General features: G+C 63.6%; 20 protein-coding genes. 4 read left to right on the top strand and 16 right to left on the bottom strand.

All coding sequences use genetic code 11. The features are described from left to right. The first annotated feature begins 6 nt into the window (after positions 1-6). The 3 genes from BM222_RS01805 (at position 7) to BM222_RS01795 (ending at position 2,582) form a co-directional block, all read left to right on the top strand. A complete protein-coding gene (locus BM222_RS01805) occupies positions 7-840 on the top strand; it encodes a carbohydrate ABC transporter permease (protein WP_092226554.1) in 834 nt (277 codons plus the stop codon). Positions 841-849: 9 nt separating this feature from the next. Next, positions 850-1,941: an ABC transporter ATP-binding protein gene (locus BM222_RS01800; RefSeq protein WP_092226553.1), complete on the top strand. Its 1,092-nt coding sequence runs from the start codon at positions 850-852 to the stop codon at positions 1,939-1,941. Between the two features lie 62 nt (positions 1,942-2,003). Next, a complete protein-coding gene (locus BM222_RS01795) occupies positions 2,004-2,582 on the top strand; it encodes a histidine phosphatase family protein (protein WP_092226552.1) in 579 nt (192 codons plus the stop codon). A 73-nt stretch (positions 2,583-2,655) separates the two neighbouring features. Here the strand turns inward: BM222_RS01795 and BM222_RS01790 are convergent, their stop codons facing one another. From BM222_RS01790 to BM222_RS01715, 16 genes are all read right to left on the bottom strand, one after another. Then, positions 2,656-3,939, bottom strand: a complete 1,284-nt coding sequence (locus BM222_RS01790) for an NRAMP family divalent metal transporter (protein ID WP_092226551.1) — start codon at positions 3,937-3,939, stop codon at positions 2,656-2,658. Between the two features lie 24 nt (positions 3,940-3,963). Beyond that, complete coding sequence (locus BM222_RS01785) at positions 3,964-5,031, bottom strand: UDP-glucuronic acid decarboxylase family protein (protein WP_092226550.1); 1,068 nt, start codon at positions 5,029-5,031, stop codon at positions 3,964-3,966. 12 nt (positions 5,032-5,043) lie between these two features. Beyond that, positions 5,044-6,168 (bottom strand): CgeB family protein, encoded by a 1,125-nt coding sequence (locus BM222_RS01780; protein WP_092226549.1) that lies wholly within the window; start codon positions 6,166-6,168, stop codon positions 5,044-5,046. After that, a complete protein-coding gene (locus BM222_RS01775; RefSeq protein WP_092226548.1) occupies positions 6,165-7,253 on the bottom strand; it encodes a CgeB family protein in 1,089 nt (362 codons plus the stop codon). Before BM222_RS01775 ends, BM222_RS01780 begins: the two co-directional genes overlap by 4 nt. Beyond that, positions 7,250-8,380, bottom strand: coding sequence for a CgeB family protein (locus BM222_RS01770; protein ID WP_092226547.1), 1,131 nt, complete (start codon positions 8,378-8,380; stop codon positions 7,250-7,252). Before BM222_RS01770 ends, BM222_RS01775 begins: the two co-directional genes overlap by 4 nt. After that, complete coding sequence (locus BM222_RS01765; RefSeq protein WP_092226546.1) at positions 8,377-9,489, bottom strand: glycosyltransferase family 4 protein; 1,113 nt, start codon at positions 9,487-9,489, stop codon at positions 8,377-8,379. Before BM222_RS01765 ends, BM222_RS01770 begins: the two co-directional genes overlap by 4 nt. Then, on the bottom strand, positions 9,486-10,772 hold the full coding sequence (locus BM222_RS01760) for a TIGR04295 family B12-binding domain-containing radical SAM protein (protein ID WP_092226545.1): 1,287 nt from the start codon (positions 10,770-10,772) through the stop codon (positions 9,486-9,488). Before BM222_RS01760 ends, BM222_RS01765 begins: the two co-directional genes overlap by 4 nt. After that, positions 10,769-11,836: an NAD-dependent epimerase/dehydratase family protein gene (locus tag BM222_RS01755; protein ID WP_177242944.1), complete on the bottom strand. Its 1,068-nt coding sequence runs from the start codon at positions 11,834-11,836 to the stop codon at positions 10,769-10,771. Before BM222_RS01755 ends, BM222_RS01760 begins: the two co-directional genes overlap by 4 nt. Next, positions 11,833-12,945, bottom strand: coding sequence for an NAD-dependent epimerase/dehydratase family protein (locus BM222_RS01750; RefSeq protein ID WP_092226544.1), 1,113 nt, complete (start codon positions 12,943-12,945; stop codon positions 11,833-11,835). Before BM222_RS01750 ends, BM222_RS01755 begins: the two co-directional genes overlap by 4 nt. Positions 12,946-13,154: 209 nt before the next feature. Then, positions 13,155-14,360, bottom strand: a complete 1,206-nt coding sequence (locus BM222_RS01745; RefSeq protein WP_092226543.1) for a phosphopentomutase — start codon at positions 14,358-14,360, stop codon at positions 13,155-13,157. After that, positions 14,348-15,301 (bottom strand): glycoside hydrolase 5 family protein, encoded by a 954-nt coding sequence (locus BM222_RS01740; RefSeq protein WP_092226542.1) that lies wholly within the window; start codon positions 15,299-15,301, stop codon positions 14,348-14,350. Before BM222_RS01740 ends, BM222_RS01745 begins: the two co-directional genes overlap by 13 nt. After that, positions 15,298-16,065, bottom strand: coding sequence for a TIGR04290 family methyltransferase (locus tag BM222_RS01735; RefSeq protein ID WP_092226541.1), 768 nt, complete (start codon positions 16,063-16,065; stop codon positions 15,298-15,300). The genes BM222_RS01740 and BM222_RS01735 overlap by 4 nt, the downstream gene beginning before the upstream one ends. After that, on the bottom strand, positions 16,062-16,871 hold the full coding sequence (locus BM222_RS01730; RefSeq protein WP_092226540.1) for a sugar phosphate nucleotidyltransferase: 810 nt from the start codon (positions 16,869-16,871) through the stop codon (positions 16,062-16,064). Before BM222_RS01730 ends, BM222_RS01735 begins: the two co-directional genes overlap by 4 nt. 2 nt (positions 16,872-16,873) lie before the next feature. Continuing rightward, entirely contained in the window at positions 16,874-17,977 is a 1,104-nt protein-coding gene (locus BM222_RS01725) for a CgeB family protein (protein ID WP_092226539.1), read from the bottom strand. After that, positions 17,974-18,570 carry a histidine phosphatase family protein gene (locus BM222_RS01720; RefSeq protein WP_092226538.1) on the bottom strand — a complete coding sequence of 199 codons (597 nt, stop codon included), beginning with the start codon at positions 18,568-18,570 and terminating at the stop codon, positions 17,974-17,976. The genes BM222_RS01725 and BM222_RS01720 overlap by 4 nt, the downstream gene beginning before the upstream one ends. After that, positions 18,570-19,670, bottom strand: a complete 1,101-nt coding sequence (locus BM222_RS01715) for an inositol-3-phosphate synthase (RefSeq protein WP_092226537.1) — start codon at positions 19,668-19,670, stop codon at positions 18,570-18,572. Before BM222_RS01715 ends, BM222_RS01720 begins: the two co-directional genes overlap by 1 nt. A 331-nt stretch (positions 19,671-20,001) precedes the next feature. Between BM222_RS01715 and BM222_RS01710 the strand changes: the two genes are divergently transcribed. Continuing rightward, a complete protein-coding gene (locus BM222_RS01710; RefSeq protein ID WP_092226536.1) occupies positions 20,002-20,286 on the top strand; it encodes a hypothetical protein in 285 nt (94 codons plus the stop codon). Positions 20,287-20,298: the final 12 nt, after the last annotated feature.

Below are 20,298 nucleotides of genomic sequence, written 5' to 3'. Positions count from 1 at the left end.
GCTGGCATGACGACGGAGCAGCGTGCAAGAAGCCTCGGCGTCCACGTCGTCCTGATTGCCTACAGCCTCCTTGCGGTCGGTCCAATCCTGCTCGTGGTGATGAATTCGTTCAAGATGCGCAACGCCATCTTCGGCAGCCCGCTCGCGCCGCCGGACGCCGCGACCTTCAGCCTCATCGGCTATGAGAAGGTTTTCCGCTCTTCCCATATCCTGACCTACTATTCGAATTCGCTGATCGTGACCCTCGTCAGCATGGCGCTCGTGCTGCTGTTCGGCGCGATGGCAGCCTGGGCGCTGACCGAATACCGCTTTCGCGGTTCGACGGCGCTGGCACTGTTCCTGTCGATCGGCATCATGGTGCCGATCCGGCTCGGCTCCGTCGCGATCCTCAACATGATGCGCTCTGCCGGCCTCAACGACACGCTGACGGCCTTGATCCTCGTCTATGTCGCGCAAGGCCTGCCGATGTCGATCTTCATATTGAGCGAGTTCATTCAGCAAATTCCGAAGGATTTGCGCGACGCCGCGCGCTGCGACGGCGTGCCGGAAACCCGCATCTTCTTCGAGGTGGTCGCGCCTCTGCTGCGCCCGGCGATCGCGACCGTCGCGGTCTTCACCATCGTGCCGATCTGGAACGACCTCTGGTTTCCGTTGATCCTGACCTCGAGCGACTCCACGCATACGGTCACCCTCGGCGTGCAGCAGTTTCTGGGCCAGTACATCACCGACTGGAATTCGGTGCTCGCCGCACTGTCGATGGCGATCCTGCCGGTCGTCATCATCTACGTGATCCTCTCGCGCCAACTCATCGCAGGCCTCACCTCCGGCGCGGTCAAATAGGTTGTCAGAATGGCCAATCTGCGCATCGAGCACCTCCACAAGCGTTATGGCGCGACCGCGGTGCTCAACGACGTCAATTTGAAGATCGAGGACGGCGAGTTCGTCGTTCTCGTGGGGCCCTCAGGCTGCGGCAAGTCGACGCTTCTGCGGATGATTGCCGGGCTCGACGGTGCATCGGGCGGCGACATTCATATCGCCGACAAGCTCGTCAACACGCTCGCACCTGCCGATCGCGGCATCGCGATGGTGTTTCAGTCCTATGCGCTCTATCCGCACATGAACGTGCGCAAGAACATGACGTTCGGGCTGAAGTTCACCGGGGTGCCGCCCGCCGAACGCGAGCGGCGCGTCACGGAAGCGGCCCGCATGCTGCGGCTCGACGAGTTGCTCGGGCGCTATCCGCGTGATCTCTCCGGCGGCCAGCGGCAGCGCGTTGCCATTGGCCGCGCGATCGTGCGCGAGCCTGCCGTTTTCCTGTTTGATGAGCCGCTCTCCAATCTCGATGCGGCCCTGCGCGTCTCGACGCGCGTCGAGATCGCGAATCTCCATCGAATGCTGAAGTCGACGATCGTCTATGTCACGCACGACCAGGTCGAGGCGATGACGCTCGCCGATCGCATCGTTGTGATGAACAAGGGTTGCATCGAGCAGGTCGGCAGGCCGCTGGATCTCTATTATGCACCCGCGAACCTGTTCGTCGCGGGCTTCATCGGCTCGCCTGCGATGAATTTCTTCGAGGCGAAGGTTGCCGGCGTCGAGGGCGCATGCGCGCGTGTGGACGGACCCGGCTTTCGCAGCTTCGACCTGCCGGCGACCTCATTGAAGATGGGGGATACGCTGACGGTCGGCGTTCGTCCGGAGCATCTTGCCAGGCGAGAGGACGGTTCCTTCACCGTGGAAGGCGTCGTCGAACTGGTCGAACGTCTCGGCGAATCCTCCTTCGCCTATGTGCGTCGGGCCGACGACAGGCTGTTCGTTGCCGAAGTCCGTGGTCGTCAGACGCCGACGCCCGGGGAGCGAGTCGCACTCGCTGCGGCCAACCGGGACGTGCACGTCTTCGATTCCTCGGGCCTGCGGGTATCAAGTCCGACCAATACTTAAATGGCCGACCGGCTCTGGCGCTGGCCGATCGGAAACGGGCTCCGCAGCGAGAGGAATCAATCGTGACGGATATCGTACGCTATCTGACCCATCCTCAAGTGACTATTGATCCGGCAATCCCCGTCCCATCCTGGGGCTTAAGCGAGATCGGCAGAGATCGCACCGAGGCGGTCACAGCGACGCGCCAGCTCTCGCGCACGACGCGGATCATCGCCAGCGGGGAGCGGAAGGCCATCGAGACCGCGGAGATCATTGCGGCAAAGCTGAAGGTCGACGTCGAGGTCCGGGAGGCGATGCACGAGAATGACCGGTCGGCGACGGGCTTCCTGATGCAGGACGAGTTTCAAGCGGTCGCCAATCAGTTTTTTGCTCAGCCCCAGATCAGCGTTCGGGGCTGGGAGCGGGCTGTCGATGCCCAGCTGCGCATCGTGCGCGAGGTCGAACAGGTCCTGGCTCGGAATGATCGGGGCGACGTGCTCTTTGTCGGGCACGGCGGGGTGGGCACTCTGCTCTATTGCCATTACCTGGGTGTTGCGATTGATCGGACGTGCGACCAGCCCGCTGACGGCGGTTATTTCTTTGCGTTCACGAGAGAGGGCCGTCGCGTGCAACACTCCTGGCGTCGTCTTGAAGACCTGTGATCGGCGCCTGATGCATGTCGGCCGGCCGACGCGCGCCACGGTGACCAATCCGTCGCCACAGACCGGGTTTCGATCAGGCCACCCAGCTGGCGACCAGGCCGATGGTCGCCGCGAATATTGCGGTGACGGTGATCCAGCCGAGCGCCTTCATGCCCGGGCTGTTGACCTCGTCCCCCATCAGTCTGCGGTCGCTGGTCATCAGGAGAATCAGGAGCATGAGCGGCGGCGTCGAGAAGCCCTGCACGATGCCTGAATAGACCAGGGCCTTCATCGGATTGAAGCCGAGAAAATTGAGAAGCACCGCCGCTGCCGTAAAGCCGGCGATGGAGAGATAGAACCGGCCGGCGTCGGCCGGGCGCGCGTTGAGCGAGCTCTTCCAACCGAGCGTCTGGCAGAAATCATAGGCTGCGCCCGTGGTCATCACGGGAACGGCGAGGAAACCGACGGCGATGATCCCGATGCTGAACAGCGTGGCGGCGGCGTTGCCGGCCAGGGGCCGTAGCGCTTCGGCGGCTTCAGCCGCGGTGCTGATGTCGGTGTGGCCGGCCTGATGCAGCGTCGCCCCGGTCGAAAGAATGATGAAGTACATGATGACATTGGAGAATGCCATGCCCATCAGAATGTCGCGGCGCGACTGCGCGAGCTCGGAACCCATGCCGGCGCGACGCGCCCGTGGGTCGATGCGGCCGGCGGCAATCAGCTCCTCGACCTCGACGTTGGATTGCCAGGTATAGAGATAGGCCGACAGTGTGGTGCCGATCACCGCGACGAGGATCGACAGAAACTCCCTGGAGAATTGGATGTGCGGAACGAGCGTGCCCCGCAGCACGGCCCACGGATCGGGCGATGCGAGGAACGCCGATCCGACATATGCGAACAGCGACAGCGCCAACCAGCGGAAAATGTTGCGGATGAAGGTGTAAGATCCCCAAATCTGCAGCGCCAGGATCGCGCCCGCAATCACGGGAACCAGGGCGCCATGCGGGATCGTCACGAACAGGTTGATCGTTGCAGCCATCGCACCGATATTCGCTCCGGCCTCGATCACGTTTCCGATCAGCACGCCGATCAGCGCGGGCCACATCAGCCATGGCGTGAAGTGCTCGCGGAGAACGGCAAACAATCCCCTTCCGGTGACGCGTCCAAGCTTGGCAGAGAGGAATACGACGGCGAACATCATCGGGAATGTCACCGGCGCCATCCACAGGAAGGCGTAGCCGAACCGCGCGCCTGCGCTCGCATAGGTTCCGATCGCCGAGCAATCATCATCCGCCGCGCCGGTCACGAGGCCGAGGCCGAACGCGCGAGTGAGACCTTTGGTTCTGCCACCGGAAGCTGAGGCGTTAGTCGCGTCCATCACGGTCCTACGATCGCCAGACGTTCATCGCGCCGGATCGGCAATCCTCAGCTGGCTGCGTGCCGCGCGTCCTGTCCGCCGTGGTGCAATGTCCGGTACCAAAGTGGGCGCATCGCCGGCTATCCGCAGTGCGAAATAGGCGATCGTTGCCTGAAGCCCGTCTTTCAGTTCGACGCGCGGGCGCCAGCCCAACGTTTGCGCCGCGGTTTCGATCATGGGCTTGCGCCGCTTGGGATCGTCCTTCGGCAACGCCTCAAAACGGAGCGAAGAGGCCGATTCCGTGTAGGTGAGCACCTCACGTGCGATCGCCTCGATGGTGACTTCGTGCGGATTGCCGAGATTGCAGGGGCCGGTCACCGAGGCGGGACTTTCCATCAGAAGCTGGAGCCCTCGCACGAGATCGTCGACGAAGCAGAAGCTCCTCGTCTGGGTACCTGCACCGTAGATGGTGATGGGCTCGCCGCGCAGAGCCTGCACGATAAAATTGGAGACGACGCGGCCGTCATTCTCCAGCATGCGCGGACCATAGGTGTTGAAGATGCGCGCGACCTTGATCTCGGTCCGATACATGCGATGGTAATCGAACATCAGCGTCTCGGCGGCGCGCTTGCCCTCGTCATAGCAGGCGCGGGGCCCGATCGGGTTGACGTTGCCGAGATAGGATTCCGGCTGTGGATGAATCTCCGGATCGCCGTAGACTTCACTCGTCGAGGCCTGAAGCACCCGCGCACCCTTCCGACGCGCGAGCTCGAGCATGTTGATCGTGCCGAGCACGCATGTCTTCATCGTCCCGACCGGGTCGGTCTGGTAATGCCGTGGCGAGGCAGGGCAGGCCAGACTGTAGATACTGTCGATATCATCGTCGATCTCGACGGGGTCGCGCACGTCGTGCTCGACGAAGCGGAAGTTCGGGTGGTTCAGGAGTGGCCGGACATTATCGATCGTGCCTGTGGACAGATTGTCGAGGCAGATCACCATGTTTCCGCGTTGCAGAAGTGCGTCGCAGAGGTGAGATCCGATGAAGCCGGCGCCGCCTGCGATCAGAACGACCGGAGGGCGTCGGGCTGCATGGATGCGGGTCTGGAGTGTCATGACGCTGCTCCTTCAGAGTTCGGCGACCTGCGCGGGCTGGCTCGCGGGAAGCCGTGCCGACTTGCGGCGACGCCGCGCGCTCGCTTCACCGTAGTAAGCTTCCAATTGGCGGGCGCGGTGGTTGGAGGTGTGGTCGGCGAGGACCCGGCGCCGCGCATTCTCCGCGATGTCGCGGCGACGCTCCTCAGGCATGTCGCGCAGGATCTCGATGACGTCGCGCGGGCTCGACGCCAGCAGGATCTCCCGCGATGGCTCGAAGATTGTCTCGAGGCCCGGCCAGCGGTCGGAAATCACGGGCGTGCCGCAGGCGGCTGCTTCGAACAGGCGAACGCTCGGCGAGAAGCCCAGTACGCGCATATCAGCGCGGGTCGCGTTGAGGGCGAACCGCTGCTCTGCGTAGAATGCTGGGTGCCGGTTTGGCGGGAGGTGCTCGATCCGCGTGACGTTGTCCGGCCAGGCGATATGGGCGGGATACTGCGCGCCTGCGACGGCGAACTGCTCCGAGGACAGTGTGCGTGCCGGGAGCAGCATCAATTGTTCGAGCACCGGTTGCCGGTCCTCGCTATAGGTCCCGAGATAGCCCAGGGCCCATTTCGTCTGCGCATGCTGCGGTTTGTAGGTGTCGGTGTCGGCGCTGCAATAAAGAACCCGCGCCAGCGGGCTGCCGTAGCGCTCCTCGATCATGTCAGGCACCGGGCCGCCGGCAAAGGACAAATAGAGGTCGAAACGCGGGATCATGGCCGCGGACAGATAGTCGAGACCCTGGTCGATCCTCGCCAGCGTCACCGGCGTGTCGATGTCGTAGAATGCGGTGATCCCCCGCGCCTGGCGCGTGATCCATTCGGAGATCGCGATCCCATCGGGCACATAGGACCCGATGATGACGAGGTCGGCGCTTCGAATGAGCTGGCCGAAGCGGCGAGGGATATCCTTCAGCGACTGGTAGATCTCGACAGTCCACGAGTCCGGCTTGGTGAGGTCGCGGTGCTCGCGATACCAGGCGACGTCGCGCTCGAGGAACGTCACGTGGTGGCCTCGCCGCGCGAGGGCTTCGATCAGGGCACGATAGGTCGTGGCATGACCATTGCCCCATGACGATGTGACCGAAAGACCGACGACGACGATGCTGAGATTCATTCTGCTGCCTCGATACGCGAGCTGCTTCCGTTAAAGAGGTGGTTGAACTGGCGGGCGCGGTGCCGGTAGGTGTGCTGGGTCAGGATGCGTGCGCGGGCGCGGCTCGCGATCGCGGCCGCACGGTCGATGCTGAGGGCGCCGAGATGGCCGGCGACTTCGGCCCCGCTGGCAGCGACCAGCACTTCACGATCCGGCTCGAGGAAATGGTCGATGCCGTCCCATTGGTCGGTGATCAGGCAGGCGCCCGCGCCGATCGCCTCGAACACCCGCGTCGGCGGCGAGAAGCCGTAGCGGGCCATGCTATCGCGATTGACGTTGAGCGTGGCAAGCCCGGAGCCGAAGAATGCATTGTGCGCGCCGGTGCCGACATGACCGACCTTGCGGACGTTGCCCGCCGTATTCTTGCTCTCCCAACCGGAGCCGCCAAGAACGAAGGACTTGTCCGGCAGCTCGTGTGCGACGTCCAGAAAAAAGTGCTCCACGCGCTGTTCCCGATCTGGCAGGCGGTTGGCCAGCAGACTGAGATCGCAGTTGAAGTCGGCTCTGGGCGGCGACGGAAAATGCGTTTGGGGGTCCAGGGCGTTGTAGATCGGAACGCAATCCCGCGCGCCCATGGCGCGGTAAGTCGAGACGACCCCATCGCCGCCGCCGTAGGTCAGGACCATATCGTAGGAGGCAATTGCGGCCCGCAGGTGGTGCTCGGGGTCGCTTGCCATCGCTTCGAGCGTGGCGGGCGCATCGACATCCCAATAGATCCGCATGGTTCGGGAGGGCAGGGTCGCAACCGCCGCCTCGAGCTCCCGATCGAAGACTCCGACGCCACTCGCCTTGATCAGCATGTCCGCGGAACGCGCCGCGGCATCGAGTGAGCTCCGCCAACCGTCGGCTGTCGCGGGGTAGACCACGACCCTGGCCCAATCGGGATCGGCGATGTCGCGATGGGCCTGCCGCTCGAAAGCGTCGGGCTCGAAGAAGGTGATGTCGTGGCCGAGCGCGGCAATCTGCTTGAGCATGCCGCGATAATAGGTGGCGGCACCGTTCCAGTAGGACGAGACGAGGCTTGATCCGAAGAAGCAGATCTTCATGCGGAGGCTCCGATGTATCGCTGATGCTGTGACGAGCCGTTTGAGCTGCGAATGGCCTCCACGATGCCCACCAGTTGTTGCGCACGATGACGACAGGTATGGCGCTCCCGGATCGTTCGCAGCCCGGTCTCCACCATCGCCGCTGACAGATCCCGATCGCCGAGCACGGCGCGCAACGCGCAACTCATCTCCGCGCGATTGGCGGCCTTGAGATAAGCGCCGTCCGGAAACAGGCCTTCCGCGTCGGACCAGGGCGCCGAGACCAGGGGAATGCCGCAGGCGAGCGCTTCGAACACGCGGATGGTGGGAATGCCGGGAAGCGACCGCACATAAGGCCCGCGCGGGACGTGCACGGTTGCGCGGGCGCCGGCGAACGCGACCGGCGCCCAGTGCGCCGGCAGCCAGCCGCCATAGCGGATGCCCGCGGCCTGGATGGTCCGGAGCGCATCCTGCGAGTAGCGAACGCCGTAGACGCTCGCGCGCACATTCAGTTCGGCGACGGGCTCGACCAGAAATTCGTTGAGTTCGGCGCTGCGTTCGCCGTCGCCCCAATTGCCGATCCAGACCAGATCCTCGCTGCGTTCGATTCTCGGCAGCGGACGATATAGCGCGACGTCGGCGGCCTCGTGCCAAGTATAGGCCCGGTCAGCCCAGCCAAGCTTGGCATAGATCAGGCGAAGCACCTCTCCGAACGCCAGCACGCCGTCAAAGTCGTCAAGGTCGAACAGTGCAAGCTCGTCCGGCGCGGTGACTGCGCGGTGATGAGTATCGTGGAACAGCAGCGTGAAGGGCGCGCCGTGCGCGCGCTTGTCCCCGATCTGCTTGATCACATCAGGCGAGTTCCATTCATGCACGACGACGAGATCGGCGCCATCCAGCGCTTCATCGAAATCGAGCGAGGCGTCATAGCGGCGAATGGAGATGCCGGGGAAGAGCTGAGCCGTGTCTTGCAGGGCCTGACTGCCGCTCTCGCGGATGGCATTCAACCGGCTCCAGCCATCGACCGGCTCGAACACGATGACCTCGTGGCCAAGCGCATGCAGTTCGCGGGCGTAGCCGCGCAGGAAATGGGCGTTGCCGTTGTTCCAGCAAGAGGTGAATGCGTGGTAGAACAGGACGCATTTCATGCCCGCACCTCGATCTCGCCGGCTTGGGATGACGTGCGGTCGGAGGCGAGCAGCCCTTCGTACAGCTTCAGATAGGCGCTGGTCGTGCGCGCCAGCGAATAGGTCAGGGAATGTTCATAGGCGGCGCGTTGCAGGCGCGTCCTTTCGAGATCGTGGGCGCAGAGATCGGCGAGAGTTCGGTGCAGCGCCCGGCTATCCTCGGGATCGAAGAGCATCGCCGCTCCGCTCCACAGCTCCCGGAACGTCGGGATGTTCGACAGCACCAGCGCGCAGCCCGCGGCGGCCGCCTCCAGCACCGAAAGGCCGAATGGCTCGTAGAGCGCGGGGCTTACAAAGATCGCGGCGTGCTGGAGATGTCCGCGCAAGGCGTTATGCGGCAATTGTCCAAGCCAGGTGACGCCCGTTGCCTGATCCGCACCGGCGGGGCCCGCGACCTGAACCGGCCAATCCAGTCCCGGTGAGGCCGCCGCCAAGACTGCGATATTCTTGGCACGATCCCAGAGCCGGCCGGCCGCGAAGATCATCTCCCGTTTCCGACTTGGAAAGTTCCCGGCAGCAATTCCGTTCCAGATCACCGCGCCGGGCGAGCGGGGACGATAGATCTCCACGATGTCGTCGTGGAAGGACTGGCTCGGGCAAATCCAGGCCTGTGTGCTGTTGAGCGCAGCAGTGACGCGTTCCGTATAGCGCGTCCAGCGCGGCTCGCCGAGCCAGCCCGTATCGCGACAGGCGCGTGCCCATGAGGTGACGCAGGAATGCGCCACGAGAACCGTCGGAGCGCGCCACGCGAGGGTCGCCTCCCGGAAGCTGTTGAGATGGACGATGTCAGGCTGGAATCGCGCTTCCATCCTGGCGAGGACGCGCTCGGCGTTGGCGAAGTCGTGGCCTTCGGGGTCCTGCCATTCCAGGTTCAGGTCCGTATCCACGAGGCGCACGCCCGCTCCGCGCAGCATCTCACGTTGATCCGCGCGTGCCGCAGGCCCGATTGTCACCAGCGTGACGTCGGCACCCGACGCGACGAGGCGTGAGGCAAGACCGCACGAATAAGTCCACACGCCTCCGACCGTATCGGCCGTCATCAGGATTCGCATGTGTGACGCGCGGCTCATGACTCTACCGGGTGCTCGAGGGCATCGAGCGGCATCGGCCGATCGTTCTGCACGTCGCTGAACTGATCGAACATCCCGAGATAATGTCGGTGCGCGCGCTCCCACGCGAAATCGTCGGCCTCGCCCCAGAGCTTTCTGTAATCCGGTGAGCCGGGGTAGGGATAGAGCGGAACAGGATCGTTCGCCCAGATGCCGGCATCCTGCATCTTGCTCCGCCAGCGCTGCACGACGGGATCGTCGTCCTCGGGCACCTCGATCAGATTGGCCTGGACGAAGGGGACGTGACGGCGGGCTTCCACCAGCCGGTCTGCGAGCTGGTCGGTGGTCATCTTGCAGTTCTTGGCGAGCGCGGCACGGCCCTCGACGGTGAGGCTCTCGATCCCGGCCTCGATCGAGACGCAGCCGGCACGTCCGAGCAGCGCGAGCATTTCGGGCTTCCAGAGATCGATGCGGGTCTGCACCCCGAACTTGAGGCGACGCGTGCTCAGCCCTTCCAGGAGTTCGGGGTTCGGGAGGAAGATCTCATCGATGAAGTAGACATATTCGACGCCTTGTCCGCGCAGACGATCGATCTCGTCGAGAATGATGGAAGGCGGCCGTTTGCGGTATGCGTTGCGGAAATTCTCCTTGGCGCAGAACGTGCAGTTGTAGGGGCATCCCCGCGACGCCTCGATTTCCGCGCCGGGCGCCGCCGGCTCGGCCTCGAAACGGTGATGGTGGTGATGATGGCGCCGGATCATCTCGCTGGGCCAGTCCAGAGCCGGCTGATCCGTGAAGTCGACGGCCTGCGGGCCTCCGTTGACCCGGACCGAGCCGCGATCCGCGAAACACAGGCCCGGAAAGTCCCGCTCGCCTTCTGCGAGCCGGAGCAGGGATGTTTCGCATTCTCCCATCACGATGATATCGACGCCGAGCTTCTTGAGTGCTGCCCGCGGCGTCGTCGAGCCGTGCGGACCGACTGCGACGAGCGTTGGCGCAAGATCCCGCACCGCCGCGGCAAGCTCCTGCGGCACGCGCAGCTCCGGCGGTGCGCAGCGCCAGAACAGATAGGTTGGGGCCGTCGTGATCACGATCAGTTCGGGGCCGAACGTGCGCAATTGGGCCTCGATGTCCCGGAAGGACAGGTCGAACATGTGCGCATCGAGCAGCAGCGTGCGGTGCCCGGCCGCCTTCAGATAATGCTCGGAGATTCCGAGCTCGAGCGGAAGGTGAGGGGACCGGCAGCCGAAATAGATGCTGCCGCTGAAATCCCAGTTCGGATTGATCAGGGCGACGCGCGTCATGCGAGGGCCTCGCGGGTGCCGTGAGTTGCTCCAAAGCGGCTATCGAGCCAGGCGTGGAGCGAGCGAAGGCCCTCGGCGATGTTTACCTGCGGTGCCCATCCGAGCGCGGTCGACAGCGCTCGTGTATCGGTGACGTACCAGGGTTGATCGCCGGGACGCCAATCGGAGAAGCGGTAGGTGACCTCGCGGCCCGTGAATTGGGTGATGTGGTCGATCAATTCCCGGAGGCTCACTGCATTGGCTGGACCGCCGCCGAGATTGAACACGCGTCCACGCGCGAGCGCGATCCCGTCGAGAACGGCAAGCCAGGCGGAGGCTGCGTCGGACACATGCAGGGCGTCGCGAACTTGATAACCGTCGCCATAGATCGTCAAGGGCTGGCCTCGGATGGCGCTCAGCAGGAAATGAGCGATCCAGCCCTGGTCCTCGGTGCCGAATTGCCGCGGCCCGTAGATGCAGCTCATGCGCATCACCACGGTCTGGAGCCCGTAGACCCGCGCATAGTCATGGACGTACTGATCGGCGGTCCCCTTGGAGCAGCCATAGGGGCTGTAGAAATCGAGCGGCGCGTGCTCCGAAATACCGCCCGCCAGCAGGTCGCTGGTGGGACTATAACGGCGACCCGCGAGCGTGATCTGGCTGTCCTCGACCAGGCGGCCATAGACCTTGTTGGTGGACGCGAACACGACCGGCGCGGTGCAATTGTGCAGCCGGACTGCTTCGAGCACATTCAGGGTGCCGCGCGCGTTGGTCTCGAAATCGGCTGCCGGGTCGCTCACGCTGTCAGTGACGGCGACCTGGGCAGCCAGGTGCAGGACCGCGCGCGCCTCACGTACGGCGTCGATCACCGGGATGGGCTCCCGAATGTCGGCCACCGTAATGGTGATGAGGTCGCCGTGCCTGGACTTCAACCATTGTGCGTTCTCGCGCACGCCGGCGCGGGCGAGATTGTCCAGGACCAGCACGCGCTCACCGCGCTCCGCCAGCCGGTCGGCCAGATTGCAGCCGATGAAGCCGCAGCCGCCGGTGATCAGAACGGGTCTGTTGTCTCGCTGATTCATCATGCAACCAATCCTCGTTGCAGCAATTCCCGGGTGGCTCGCTCGGCCTGGTCATCCGCAATCTGGCCCGCGAGATATTCCGCGAGCTCCTCGAGGCCATCCTTGAAGGCCACACGAGCCTCGAAGCCGAGCAGGTCCCGCGATTTGCCGATATCTGCGAAGCAGTGCCTGATGTCGCCGGCGCGGTATTTCCGCGTGATTTCGGGCGCGATATCGCTGTGTCCCATGACCTCGGCGAGATCCTCGGCGACCGACAGAATGCTCCGGCTGTGGCCTGAGCCGATATTGAAGACGTCTTGCGCATGCTCTGCTTCCAGCGCAATCCGGCAGGCGCGGGCGACGTCATGCACGTGAACGAAATCGCGCCGTTGCTCGCCGTCCTCGAACACCAGCGGCGGACGTCCGTTGAGGAGCCGCGCCGCGAAAATCGCGAGCACGCCGGTGTAGGGATTTGACAGTGCCTGACGTGGCCCGAACACGTTGAAGAAGCGCAACGCCAAGGTCGGGATGCCGTAAGCCTTGCCTGTGATCAGGCACATGCGCTCCTGTGCAAACTTGTTCAGCGCGTAGACCGAGCTGAGCGACGGCAGCTTGTTCTCGGGGGTGGCCACGGGGGCGAGCGGGCGACCGGTGGTGTCTCGCAACTCCCATTCCCCACGGCGCAGCTGTTCGATCGACCGTTCGTCGCAGGTGACGAGACTTTGATCGGGCCCGCGGTAGAGGCCTTCACCGTAGATGCTCATGGAGGAGGCGACGACCAGCCGTTCGACGGGGCGCTTCGACAGCGCCTGGAGTAGCACGGCGGTGCCGAGCTCGTTCGTACGCACGTAGGGCTCGATGTCGTACATGCTCTGCCCGACGCCGACGGCGGAAGCGAGATGCAGGACCATGTCGGCCCCGCGCAGGGCATGCGCTATCGCAGCGCCGTCGGTGACGTCACCAACGATGAGCTCGGCTTCGTCGGCGAGATAGGATGGACGCTGCCGGTTGCCGCCGTGCACCTGCGGCGACAGATTGTCGAGAAGCCGGACCTCGTAGCCGGCGGCGAGCAGCACATCCGCCGCATGAGAGCCGATGAACCCCGCGCCCCCCGTGATCAATACTCGCGTCATTCACCGCTCCGTACAACCGTAAGACCGATCCGTTCGGGATCGATCGATGATGTGAGGTGATGCGCACTTGCTGGGTGGGTCGGACGACCCGCGCGCCGGTCACGTTGGAGTCAGAAGCGATGCAAGGAATGTTCGTTCCTCGAAAATGTACAAACGAATATTTCTCTAACTTGGATCAATAACCCAGGTGAATCGGCCGCTCGCGCGGGTTAGAAAGGCGCGCCGTGCAACGGTTCGGGCAGCCCCAAGTGCTTTGCTGCGGTCGCGCCGATGTCGGCAAAGCCGGCGCGACGTCCGATAGGAGAAGATGATTGCGTCGTCCAGGTCAGGATCGGAACCTGCTCGCGGGTGTGATCGGTACCGCTCCAGGTCGGGTCGCAGCCATGATCGGCGCTGATGATCAGCAGATCATCGCTTCGCAGGCGGAGCAGTAATTCGGGAAGGCGTCCGTCGAACGCTTCAAGTGCCGCGGCATAGCCGGCCACGTCGCGGCGATGGCCGTGGAGCGTGTCGAAGTCGATGAAATTGGCGAACAGAAACCCGCCATCCGTAAGGCTCGCGAGCCCTTCGAGCGTACGATCGAACAGCGCCATGTTGCCATTGCCGCGCATGTTACGCCCGGTCGCGCGATGGGCGAAGATGTCGTCGATCTTGCCGATGGTCACGATGTCGCGGCCGGCACTTGCGGCGAGATCAAGAATTGTAGTTCCGGGCGGCGGCACGGAAAAATCGCGCCGATGCGCGGTCCGCGTGAAATCGCGCGCCCTCGTACCGACGAATGGCCGCGCGATGACGCGGCCGATATTGAGGGGATCGATAAGACGTCTTGCGATCGCGCAGACATCGTAGAGCCGCTCGAGCCCGAACGTATGCTCATGCGCGGCGATCTGAAACACACTGTCGGCAGACGTGTAGCAGATCGGCATTCCCGTTCGCATGTGGTGTTCGCCGAATCTGGCGATGATCTCGGTGCCGGAGGCGTGACAGTCTCCGAGGATGCCCGGCAATCCGGCTTGTTCGCAGAGAGCCCTTGTCAGATCTGCGGGGAAGCACGGGGTCGTTCGGGGGAAATAACCCCAGTCGAACGGGACAGGTACCCCGGCAATTTCCCAATGTCCCGAAGGCGTATCCTTGCCCTTTGATATTTCGCTGGCGCATCCGAATTGCCCTTGCTCGACTTGGCCACCCAATCCGGGCGGCACGCGTCCGCTGGCGAAGCGGCAGGCCTGGCCGAGGCCCAACGCGACGAGATTGGGAAGCCGGAGAGGACCCTCCCGTGCGGCGCCGTCGGCGCGTCCGGCCGCGCAGGCGTCCGCGATGTGACCCACCGTATCGGCGCCTTCGTCGCCGTAGCCGGCGGCATCCGGTGCGCCGCCGATACCGACGGAGTCCATCACCAGGATCAGGGCACGCATGTTGGCTCTCTGTTGAGAGGATCCGCAGTTGCTGCGTCGGGCGCAAGACCGGTTCTCGTGCAGTAGCGATCGACCATCGAGGCGCAGAAATCGGCGAATTCATTGGCATCCAGCGGCGGGCTGGTGTGATGCGGCTCGAGGCCCCGATGCTCCGGCGTGAAGCAGAAGGTCACAGTGACCTGAAACTCCGCCAAAGCCTCCATTTGGCGGTCGAACCAGTCGAGGGCATTGGGACGGAAGCTGTCGGCCCATGACAGGCCCGTCCTGAGATGGGTCACACCGAGTCGGCGCATCCAGCGTACGGCGTCGTCGAGGCGATGATCCTCAAAATGAAACCACTGGCACAGACCCATGGCAGGCGCATACGCGCCGAACCGTTCAGCGGCTGCCTTTGGTTTGCCGTCCTCGCGCAACAGGCCCATGTGGAAATGCCGGTAATAGGACGAGCCTTCAGCTTCCTTGTGCCGCGTCGTTGCCTCCCAGGCGGAGGGAAGATCATAGAGGCTGTACCAGTGGACGCGGGGCGCGCGGCCGATCAGAAGTTCGGCGGTGCGCGACAGGCCCCAGGCCTGCACCTCCTCTGCGCCGAACGAGGAGACGCCGACCTCGGTCACCCAGACGGGGAGGGTCGTGACTGCCTTGATTTCCTCGATCTTGTCCGGCCATTCGCCGATCTGCCACAGGTTCCAGTCGAGCGGAAAGCCGTGCACGGCGACCGCATCGAAATGGCCGAGGACGCCGCGGGTCTGCATGTTGCGCATAAAGGACGGATCGATCGGCGAGATGCCGCCGAGGACGATCGGCAATGCTGGGTGTGTGCTGCGGATCGCCTTTCCCGCGGCAATCGCCAGATTTGCGAACATGGCCCAGTCCGGATCGATCAGGAGGTCCCAATGCGACTTGTTGTTCGGTTCGTTCCAGATCTTGGCCGCTTCGATCATCGGCTTGTGCTCCGGGATGGATGGACAGGACCGTCGACTTGCGGGCGCTCCGCTCGCTTGCAGAGGTAAACTTCGTCTTCGGGATGGGCGGTGATTGCAAAGCCGGCGCTGCGCAACATGGCCTCGACGCAGGCCCGGTTCGGCACCCACCAATTGGTGGGGTCATCGGCGTATTTGTGCTCGATGAAGTGCAGCCTGGGATACCCGGTGGAATCGAACTGGTCGGTGGTCCAGAAATCGTAATTCCTGGCGATCGCGTCGACGCGACTGTCGCCGCGCTGCATCGACTGGAACAGCAGGAGGTCGTCGGCGACATGCTCGTGGATGAGATCCAGCGCCAGAAGTGGGTGGCGCAGGTGATAGAGCACGCCCATGAAGATCACGAGATCGAACTTTTCGCGGAGTTGTCCAACATCATAGGCCGACATCTTGCGAAATTCGATCCTGAGACCGTTCACTTCGGCGGCGAAGCGGGCCTGTGCCAGGTACTCCTCGTTGGTGTCGAGGCCAAGCACGCGCTCGGCCCCGCGCCGCTTCATCTCCATGGCGTAGAAGCCGGCGTTACAGCCGATATCGAGCACGGTCTTGCCTTCGAGGCGATTCGGAATGATTCCCGCGAAGCGTCGCCATTTCACATTGGGATAGTCGCCAAGGAAGTGGGTGGGGGCAGTCGGCACACCATTGAGGTCGAGGTTATGAAACCACGGTCCGAGCGCGTCGATGCGCCTGCGGATCTCCTCACGCGTGAGCAGCGCTTCGGTCATGCGGTCGCTCCATTGTCCATTGCAAGGACCGGTCGAGCTCCATCGGACGAGGTGCCGGGCTGCAATCTCGACCGGCCGTCGGCGCCGGTACTCTCGGCAAGAAGAGCCATCGCTGTGCGATAGCCGTCGATGGTCCCGACATCGACATAGGACTCGCCGGCCTTGACCCCGACGCCGAGGCCTCCCGCTTCGAGATAGGCATTGACCAGAGTGCCGAAATATTCGTCTCGACGGTCTCGCTCGTTCCATAGCGTGTGCAGTTCGCGGAAACCGTAGGCCGACATCCTGAAGGCCCCCCAGATCCAGCGCGATGCCGGGTTCGGCTGCTTGACCTGGATCTCCTGAACGCTGTCGCCTTCGAGTATCACGGCGTCGAAGAATTCCGGGCGCTCGACGGGAAACAGCAGGAATGACAGGTTGGCATCGGGCAGGGCCTGCAACGCGGCCTTGGGAAACCATACGGTGTCGGGCAGACCGACGACGACGTCCTCGTCGTGGCCGACAACGGTGCCGGCCCTGAAGACGGCATCGCACAGGCCCGACGCGTCGGGCTGGACGACGTAGGCGAGTTGGGCGCTGCCATAATGATCGCCGAAATACTCCAGGATGTCGGATTTTCCCGGCGAGATCACAATGCAGATCTTGTCCGCGCCGCCGAGAATGAGGCGCTCCAGCAGGTATTCGGAGACAGCACAGGGGCGCTCGGTACCGTCGTCGCGCCGGCTGCCGACGGGCAGAAGCTCCTTGGAGAAGGCCAGCGGCTGGATCCGGCTGCCGCGTCCCGCGGCCGGTACGATGCCCCACATGCTCAGGCCTCCTCGGCTTGCTGGCGATGTGCGCCGCTGGAAGCCGCCTGCTCAAGCAGGGACACCAACTCGCGCGCACGTTTGTCGGATGTGTGCTGATCCATTGTCCGCTCATAGGCGCATCTGGCGATGGACTGGAGGTCGGCGCTGGACATCGCCAATGCTGTCAATGCGTCTTGGGTGTCGCGGGCGATCAGGATCTCTCTGCCGGGGGTGAAGAAGTCCTGTATGCCCGGCCAATCGTCGCTCATGAGCGGAACGCCGCAGGCGGCCGCCTCAAACAGACGGCCGGAAGGGCACCAGCCCATCGCCGCCATGGCTTTGCGCGTGACGTTGAGAGTCAATCGCGACGATGCAAAGAACGGCGCATGCTCCGGCGGCGGCAGGTGCCGCACGAAGTAGATGTTGGGCGACCACGGAAAGTCGTCAGGGTATTGCGCGCCGCCGATCAGGAAGCGCAGATCCTGCCGCGCCCGTGCCGGTTTGACGAACAGCGCTTCGAGTCCGTGCTGGCGGTCCTCGGAATAGGTGCCGAGATAGGACAGATCCGCGCGATAATGCGGCTGGGGCGGCACGGGGCGATGAATATCGCTGTCGACGTGGCCGTACAGGGGGCGGATGTCGCGGGCACCGAGCCTATTGCGGAATTCATGGGCGAGGCAGGGGCCGCCGGTGAAGCTGAGGACGAGCGCGAAATCCTGCAAGCCGCGGTGGCCGATATAGGGAACAGATTCTCCCGCCTTCATCCGCGCCAGAGTGATCGGCGTATCCAGATCATAGAAGACGGGAACGGCTCGTCCTTCGGACATGATCAGATCGGTCGCCGCGATCGCGTCAGGGCAGTATGACGTCACGATCGCGACATCGGCATCCCTCACGTCGCTTCGGGCAAGGAGTCGGGTCTCCTCCCAGCTCGAAAACAGCTGCAGCTGTCCGTCCGGCAGCTCAATGAAGTCCCGGGCGCCGGCGTAATAGGGTACATCGCGCTCATAGAAGACGACGGTGTGGCCAAGACGCGTCAGATGCTTGCACAGGCCACGCCAGAGCGTTGCGTGCCCGTTGCCCCAGGAGGAGGAAATGGTCAGACCGAAAATGACGATCTTCACGCCGGCACCCGCTGATTGATCCCGGTGATCCTGAACCCACGTCCGTCCGCCCTCAATGTACTGATGCTGGATGGATCGATCTCGATCGAGAGAAAGTCATTGAGACCCCGGCGTGCGTAATGCAGCACAGCCGCACGGATCGGTTCGGCATGACTGACGGCGACGACGGTGCCCGCGGAATGATCCTTGCGAAGCTGTTCCAGATGACTGACCATCCGAGACTGGAGCGACCGCATGGTTTCACCGCCCGGTGGGCGCGTGCTGGCGCGCCGGCTGTTCCAGCGAAACCATCGCGGATCTTGACTGAGTTCCTCGAAAGATCGGCCGGACCATTCGCCATAGTCGAGTTCGTCGAGCGCGGGGACGATCTCGATCGGCGATCGGAAATGTGCGGCCAGAATGCAGGCCGATTGCATGCAGCGTCGCCGCGGGCTCGACTGGATCAGGGCCGGCCGAGGGCTGATCGTGACTGCACAGCGTGCCATCTCAGCGCAGCCGATGTCATCGAGCGCAACGTCGTTCATCCGCCCGCATAGTGTGCGGCCGAGCAGGCCGTGGTGCCCGTGGCGGACAAGGTGGATGATCCCGGTCATCAGGTGTACGCCTTGTCGTCGATGAAGGCGCGGGTTCGCCGTCCGGCCTCCTCGTCGGTGAACTGCTGCGGCGGCGATTTCATGAAATAGCTCGATGGACCGGTCAGGGCGCCGCCCTGGCCGCGGTCCATGGCGAGTTTTGCGCAACGCACCGCGTCGATGACGACGCCTGCCGAATTCGGGGAGTCCCACACCTCGAGCTTGACCTCCGCGCTCAAGGGAACGCCGCCGAAGGTCGTGCCCTCCAGCCGGATGAAGGCGAGCTTGCGGTCGGTCAGCCAAGGCACGTGGTCGCTCGGTCCGACATGGATGTTGTCGGGGTCGATCGGGACGTCGAATTGGCTGGTGACTGCCTGGGTCTTCGAGATTTTCTTCGACGACAGCCGCTCGCGTTCGAGCATGTTCTTGAAATCGGTGTTGCCGCCGACATTGAGCTGATAGGTCCGGTCGAGCCGCACGCCGCGATCGCGGAACAGATTGGCGAGCACGCGGTGCAGGATGGTGGCGCCGACCTGGCTCTTGATATCGTCGCCAACGATCGGAAGGCCTGCATCTTCGAACCGTTTTCGCCAGTCCGGATTGGATGCGATGAAAACGGGAATACAATTGACGTAGCCGCAGCCGGCTTCGATGGCGCGGGCGGCGTACCACTCGCTAGCGCGTTGTGAGCCGACGGGTAGGTAGGACACCAGCACGTCGGTTCGCGACATCGCCAAAACCTCCGAAACGTCGGCCTCCGGGAGGTCGGCGACGGGAATGTCATCTTTGAGGTAATGTCCGATGCCGTCCATGATCGGGCCGCGTTGGACGATCACGCCGGTCTGCTCGACATCGCTGAAGCGATGCGTATTGTTTGGCCTGGCAAAGATGGCGTCGGCGACATCGCGCCCGACCTTGGCGGCATTGACGTCGAAGGCTGATGCGATCTGGATATCGCTGATGTGATATCCGCCGAGATCGACATTCATCAGGCCGGGCACGGGCTCGTTCGATTTGGCGTTCCGGTAATATGTGAGCCCCTGAACGAAGGAGCTTGCGCAATTGCCGACGCCGACGATGCCGACGCGCACGCGGCGCCTGTCCTGAAGACGGGAATGCATGGACTAAACCTCCGGGAAGACGCACGGCGTCAGCGTAAGTAGGTCGGCGAACGTGCCGGAAGGTATGTTCGTTCCTGTGCTGAAGCCGCCGCGCCCGGGCGCGGATCGATTCCGGGCAAAAAAAATGCGGCTGCCTTAACCTGGGATAGAATCTGCGGTCGCATGGAGGGAACAAGATCATCCTTGATGAAGATGAAGAAGATGATGCAGCTACCCTGGTGCGACAGTTCGTGCCGCGAAGAACAAATCAACCCGGCCAGCGTTTCACCGCGAATGATCCTCTGCGATGACCGCAGCATTGCAGGGCGTGTAACAAGCGAGGTACCGCACGATGTCGAAAACCGAAACCAGCGATGCACGGCAGACCACGGATCACGCCGCGATCCGCAAGTGGGTGGACGAGCGCGGCGGAAAGCCGGCGACGGTCAAAGCGACAGAGGAGGATGGACATGCCGGAATCCTGAGGATCGACTTCGATCCACCGGATGAAGGGCTCGACCGCATCGGCTGGAATGAGTTCTTCGAGAAGTTCGACGAGGCAGGCATTGCCTTCCTGCACCAGGACCGGACCAAGGACGGCAAGTTGAGCCGTTTCCACAAGTTCGTCCGGCGCTAGTTGGAGCCCGAG

The sequence above is a fragment of the Bradyrhizobium sp. Gha genome (assembly GCF_900113735.1).
Classification (GTDB): domain Bacteria; phylum Pseudomonadota; class Alphaproteobacteria; order Rhizobiales; family Xanthobacteraceae; genus Bradyrhizobium.
The sequence above is the reverse complement of the archived record's forward strand: the minus strand, read 5'-3'. Positions and strand labels throughout refer to the sequence as shown.